Source organism: Protofrankia sp. Cas8, from assembly GCF_963555845.1.
GTDB lineage: Bacteria > Actinomycetota > Actinomycetes > Frankiales > Frankiaceae > Protofrankia.
In genome coordinates, this window is record NZ_CAUVXI010000050.1 from 24,282 (window position 1) to 29,894 (window position 5,613).

Sequence of the window (5,613 nt, forward strand, 5' to 3'; positions counted from 1 at the left end):
CGCCCGTGCGTCAGGTAGATCGGCCAGGGGTCGCGAGCCTGGTAGGACGACGGCACCCCACCGGTCATCGATTGACGTGCCCGGGAGTGCATCGCCCGGGAGCCTGGTGTGCGTTCAGCCAGGCGGCGCTCCTCCCGCTCGGTGAGGGCGCTCGTCCGCTCGGCAGAGCCGGCGGAGCCGACGGGGTCGACGGGGTCGACGGGGTCGACGGGGTCGACGGGGTCTGCCTGGTCTGCCTGGTCTGCCTGGTCGGCGTGGTCGGCGGGTGAAGCGCCCGCCCTCGACTCAGCTGTCGTTCCGCTCATACTCCCCGCGTCCCTTCCGGTAGTACTACCGGGACTGCGGCCTGCGGGCGCGCGATCTGACGATCGTCGCGCGCCCTTTGGCCCTCTGGTCAGGTACAGAAAGCGTAGCCCGATCACCTCGTCGCCAAGGGAATCCAAGGAACACGCCAGGACGAGAAATGTCGGCTCCATGCCGACTGTTCCCCTTCGCGCAGCCCGAGGCGGACGCATATCCAGCCGCTCTTGGAGTGAGAATGGTTGCGCCACGAGTCAGCGTGGAACGTCCATGAGGGGGGCGGATCACCGTGCACATCACGCCGTCAGAAACCGACGATTCCACCACCGGTGTCGATCGGACCACGGCGCTGCCGCCGCTACTGCACCCGTTCGCGCGCCCGGCTGCGACGCCGGACTCGTTCATCCGCATCGTCTCCGGCAAGGGTGCGCACGTTGTGGACGACTCCGGTCGGCGCTACGTCGACGCCATGGCGAGTCTGTGGTACTGCGCAGCCGGACACGGTCGCGAAGAAATCATCGAAGCGGTGGCGGCGCAACTGCGGCGACTCGACGCCTTCCACCTGTTCGAGCGGTTCACCAACCCGGCGGCCGACGCGCTCGCCGAGCGACTCGCCGCGTTGGCACCCATGCCGGGCGCCCGGGTGTTTCTGACCTGCGGCGGATCGGAAGCGGTGGACACGGCCATGAAGATCGCCCGCCTGGCACACGCAGTCGCCGGCGAACCGGAGCGGTCGATCATCATCAGCCGGTCTCCGAGCTACCACGGCGTCACCTACGGCGGCATGAGCCTGACCGGCCTGCCCGCGAACCGGGCCGGCTTCGGCCCGGGTGTCGGCGACATCATCCGGGTGGACAAGGACGACCTGGATGCCGTGGCAGCGATCATGACGGACAAGCCCCGTCGGGTGGCCGCGGTCATCGCAGAGCCCGTGATCGGGGCGGGCGGTGTGTATCCGCCGCGCCCCGGGTATCTCACGGGCCTGCGGGACCTGTGCGACGCCCACGGCGCGTTCCTGATCCTCGACGAGGTGATCACTGGGTTCGGTCGGCTGGGCAGCTGGTTCGGTGCCCGGCACTTCGGCGTCCGGCCTGACCTCGTGACCTTCGCGAAGGCCGTGACCAGCGGCTACCAGCCCCTCGGCGGAGTACTCATCGGCCCCGCGGTGCACGAGCCGCTACGCCGTCCGGACGTGGTGCTGCGCCACGGCGGCACCTACTCCGGGCATCCGGCGGCATGCGCGGCCGCGCTGGCCAACATCGCCATACTCGAATCCGAAGGGCTGGCAGGCCGGGCGTCGGTGATCGGCGAGCGCCTCGAGACGGGACTGCGCGCGGTCGCGACCGCGCACGGTCTCCCCGACGTCCGCGGCCACGGCGCGATGTGGGCGGTGGACCTGCCGGGCGGTCTGGCCGCCGCGGAAATCCGCGACCGCATGCTCACCCATGGCGTCATCGTCCGGCCACTCGGTTCCTCGACGTTGGCCTTCTGCCCGCCGCTGGTCATCGACCTCGCCGACGTGGACCTGCTTTCAACCGCTCTCGACGCGGCACTGGTACGGCGGTGAACGCCGCGGCGGGCGACATACCCGATAATGATCAGGTCTGGTAAATCGGCTGGAACAGGGCATTCCACTCGGCGGCCTCCGCCCTGTCCAGAACCCGGTAGCGGTGCAGGCGGGCAAGATCTGCACGGGTGGGAAAGACCAGCGAGCTGTTGGCCGTGGCGGTCAGCTGCGCCCGCTGGTCACCAGTGGCCGCGACCGCGTCCCGCAGGATCCGATCACGGGCGAACGGGACGGGCGTGATGTAGTTGATTCCTTCGGCCAGCTTCGCGGCGACGTCCGTCTGGTACGCGAAGTCCATAAGCGTGATCGCATCTACCGGATGCGGTGCGGTCACCGGGATGCACATGCTGTCCGTCCAGAGGATCCCGCCCTCGTCCGGGACGACGAAACGCAGGTCCGCGCCTTCGGAATTGGCCTGGAAGATGTCGCCGGACCACGCCATGGAGAGCCACACATCCCCTTTCTTGAGTGGCTCGATGTAGTCCTGCTGGTAGTAGTTGTGGACGATACGATCAGCACGCTGCCTGCGTAGGGTGTCCGCGGCCTTGCGCCAGTCCGCCGGGGTCGAGGTTTCCGGCATGATCCCCAGCCCCACCAGGGTGAAGTTCGGCAGGTCCCGGACGTCGCCGAACATCCCGACCCGGCCGGCGAAGGCCGGGTCGAACAGGTCGCTGAAACTCCTGATCTCACGGCCGGTGCGGTTCGGGTCGTAGGCGATCCCCGTGATTCCCGACTGCCAGGCGACCGTGAACCTGTTGTCCCGGTCGTAGGAGGGATTCACAACGGTCGCGTCTGCGTTGGCGAAGAAGGTGGGCAGCCGATTCCCGTCCAGCGGTGCCAGGTAGTTCAGCCGGATGAGCTCCGCGAGCACCTGACCGTTGGTGATGACCATCAGATCGTGGCCGATCGGGCGGCCTGCCTCGAGTAACGCCCGGAAGCCCGCGTAGAACGACTCGTCGTTGTCGATGACCTCCCGGTAGGAGACCGTGATTCCCGTCGTCCTGGTGAACAGATCGAGCGTTGGATGCCCGTCTTTCTGGCCAGGAAACGTGTCGATGTACAGCGGCCAGTTCGCGAAGTCCAGATGGCCCGCCCGCGTCCTGCCGGCCCAGAAGTCGGCGACGGTGTGTGCAGGCAGCGGGCTCGGCCCCGCCGGCACCGGTGGCGGGCCCGCCTTCTGCGAGCCGCAGGCGGCCAGCAGAACGCCGCCACCCGTCAGCATGCCGGACAGTCGGAGGAACGCCCGGCGTCCAAGATCCGCCTCGGCGCCCACGCGTCCAGACCGCGGCGGAGCTGCCTGCGGCAACGCCATCCGCGGCCTGGTCAGGCCGCGGATCAGGGCAGGGTGACACAGATCATTGTGATCATTCCCGGACACGTCAGCAGCGGGTCGTTCGGACATCGTCGACATCGCGCCCCTCCTCTTATGAGCTGTTGATGACAGTAGAGCTACTGCTCGCACATAATGATCAATATTCCCGTCAGCAATATTCAACTGCGCGTCTGTATCGTCACTCTCAGGACCACAACGTGGCCGAACGTCGCCGGGACGACAGCGGGGCTCCACCGGGATCGCGAGGATGCCGCTGGGCCGGTCGCGTTCTCGACGTCCGACCAGGGCAACCCCGACCGGCCAACGGGAGTCCAACAAGTACGTCGGCCAGGATCAACTCGGTTCGGGAGGAGTGGATGACCATGGCGTTGGTGCACCACGATCCGTATGACGGTGTCCTGACCACCCGGATCGGCCAGGCAGAGATCACTGTCCGGCCGGAGCCGCCCGCCGCCGCGGGGCAGGCGGCGGTGATCCTGCTGCGGTTGGACGCGCCGATGCTCGACGCGCTAGCCGCCGCCTACCTGACGCCCGAGGAAGCCCGCACGCTCGCCGAGGTACTACTGCGATCAGCCGACCTCCTGCGGCCGGCCAGCCCATGGCGAACCCCGCGACCCTGAGCCCGCCGCCAATGCCCAGGGAAAACCCAGGGAAAACCCAGGGAAAACCCGGGAAAACCCGGGGGAAGTCCGGCCGCCAAAAGTCCGGTGAAACCACCCGGGTCAGCCCCCACGGTGTTCCTCTAGCGTCGGGCTCGCCAGAAGGGGCGGAAGCCCGATCATCTCAGGGCACGACCGGAGGATCCGCGCATGCCGTCAGACGAAAGCTTTACTCCGAATCCGGATGTCGCACAGCAGTGCGGTGTCATCAATCCCTACCCGTTGGCCGAGGTTATTGCCGGACGGCGTATCGACTGGAACGCCGTCACGGACCGGCGATCGCTGCTCGAGGACCTCCTGCAGACTCCCTACGAGGAACTTTTCGATCCGGTACACGAAGGTCCGCTTTATACCGGTCTCCAGCTCGATTCCAACCTGCGCCTCCAGCAGGTGCGCTCGCCGTTGCTCGATTCCGAGACAGTCGTGCATGTCAACGATCTGGAACTATCGGTTGATCTGACCCAGGGTCTCGAGGTACTCGGCGACCTGGGTGCGAAGTTCGGTACCGACGACATAAGTGGTATACCTGTCCTACGCGCCGAGTCCGGGCCGGGTAACCGCCTCCTGTTAACCCTCCGCGTACCGGAAAAGGACCGGCTGCGGCGTCTCGCGCACGTCCTGACGGCCGACATCGTGCGGACCGTGAGCTACGACCCACAGTCAGCTGGAAGTGCGAACAGCTGGACCCCGCCGGGCGCACAGTGGACGGATGCGGGCACCTTTTTCAACGAAGCCGCGGAATACTTCGACCCGGTTCAGGGTGCAGTGGCGAACTGCTACTACATCGCGGCGCTCGCGGCGGTGGCCTGGGCGACGCCGTTTTCGATCAGGCAGCTGACGAGGGCGACCGGATCGGCACAGCAGTCCTTCGTCGACATGGTGCGCTTCTACAAGCCGAACAGCGGCGGCGCGGTCGACCGAGACGTCGAGGTGACCGAGAAAGTGCCGTTGAGCAGCGGCGGCGGATTCATCTACTGCCGGTCGAGCGAAGCCGGTGAGATCTGGCCGGCCGTCTATGAGAAGGCATACGCAAAGCTCAAGACCGGAACCTCCAGTGATCAACCGGACATAACGGCCACGGCCTGGGGCGACTGCGTCTTCGCCACCGCCCAGCTCACCGGCGGAAACACGTCTTATTACGACACGGCGAGTCGATCAGGCGACCAGCTGTGGGACGTCGTCCGCTCGAACTCGCTGAGCTACCGGACATTCCGGCCGATGACCGCCTGGACATATTCCACTGGATCGGCCAGCCCGAAGAAAATTGTGTACGACAACACGAACATCGTCGGGTCACATTGTTATACGATACTTGGTTGGGCCTATCGAGACGGCAGTAAGTACCTGATACTGCGGAATCCATGGGGCAACACCGAGCCGACGGTCGGGGTTCTCAGCGGAACGACGTTCATGTACGACATCAGCTGGTGGCGCCCGATCGCGTTGGCACCGAACGACGGGACATTCGGAATCGAGGCCAACACCTTCCAGACGTATTTTGCCGGGATCGGCGTGGCCGCGTAACCACGAACGGATCCAGGTAATAATCGCCGGTTTCCGGCGGCGTACACCGGCCGGCGTTGCCTCCTGCGTCCAGCTGCGCCGGAACGCCGAACCGTCGCGCAGATCGATGGAAGATCTCCAGCGTGCAGACCGTCTCGCCCAGGGACGAAGGTCCGAGGAATGTCAACCTGGCCAAGGGCCACGCTCCGCAATGGATCCAGTGGTGGTCGGGCTGACATGCACACCCAATG

At 66.2% G+C, this 5,613-nt stretch carries 4 protein-coding genes and 1 pseudogene; 3 read left to right on the forward strand and 2 right to left on the reverse strand.

Features of this window, described 5'->3' with window-relative positions; genetic code table 11:
• Nucleotides 1–305, reverse strand: a pseudogene (locus tag U9977_RS10190) (hypothetical protein); the annotation flags it as partial.
• Between the two features lie 284 nt (nt 306–589).
• Here U9977_RS10190 and U9977_RS10195 point away from each other — a divergent pair.
• Nucleotides 590–1,867, forward strand: a complete 1,278-nt coding sequence (locus U9977_RS10195) for an aspartate aminotransferase family protein (protein WP_322748970.1) — start codon at nt 590–592, stop codon at nt 1,865–1,867.
• 31 nt (nt 1,868–1,898) lie between these two features.
• Here U9977_RS10195 and U9977_RS10200 read toward each other — a convergent pair whose 3' ends face one another.
• Entirely contained in the window at nt 1,899–3,269 is a 1,371-nt protein-coding gene (locus U9977_RS10200; RefSeq protein WP_322748971.1) for a spermidine/putrescine ABC transporter substrate-binding protein, read from the reverse strand.
• A gap of 293 nt (nt 3,270–3,562) precedes the next feature.
• Here U9977_RS10200 and U9977_RS10205 point away from each other — a divergent pair, with 293 nt between their 5' ends.
• Entirely contained in the window at nt 3,563–3,820 is a 258-nt protein-coding gene (locus U9977_RS10205; protein WP_322748975.1) for a hypothetical protein, read from the forward strand.
• Nucleotides 3,821–4,009: 189 nt separating this feature from the next.
• On the forward strand, nt 4,010–5,383 hold the full coding sequence (locus U9977_RS10210) for a C2 family cysteine protease (protein WP_322748972.1): 1,374 nt from the start codon (nt 4,010–4,012) through the stop codon (nt 5,381–5,383).
• The last annotated feature ends 230 nt before the right edge of the window (nt 5,384–5,613 follow it).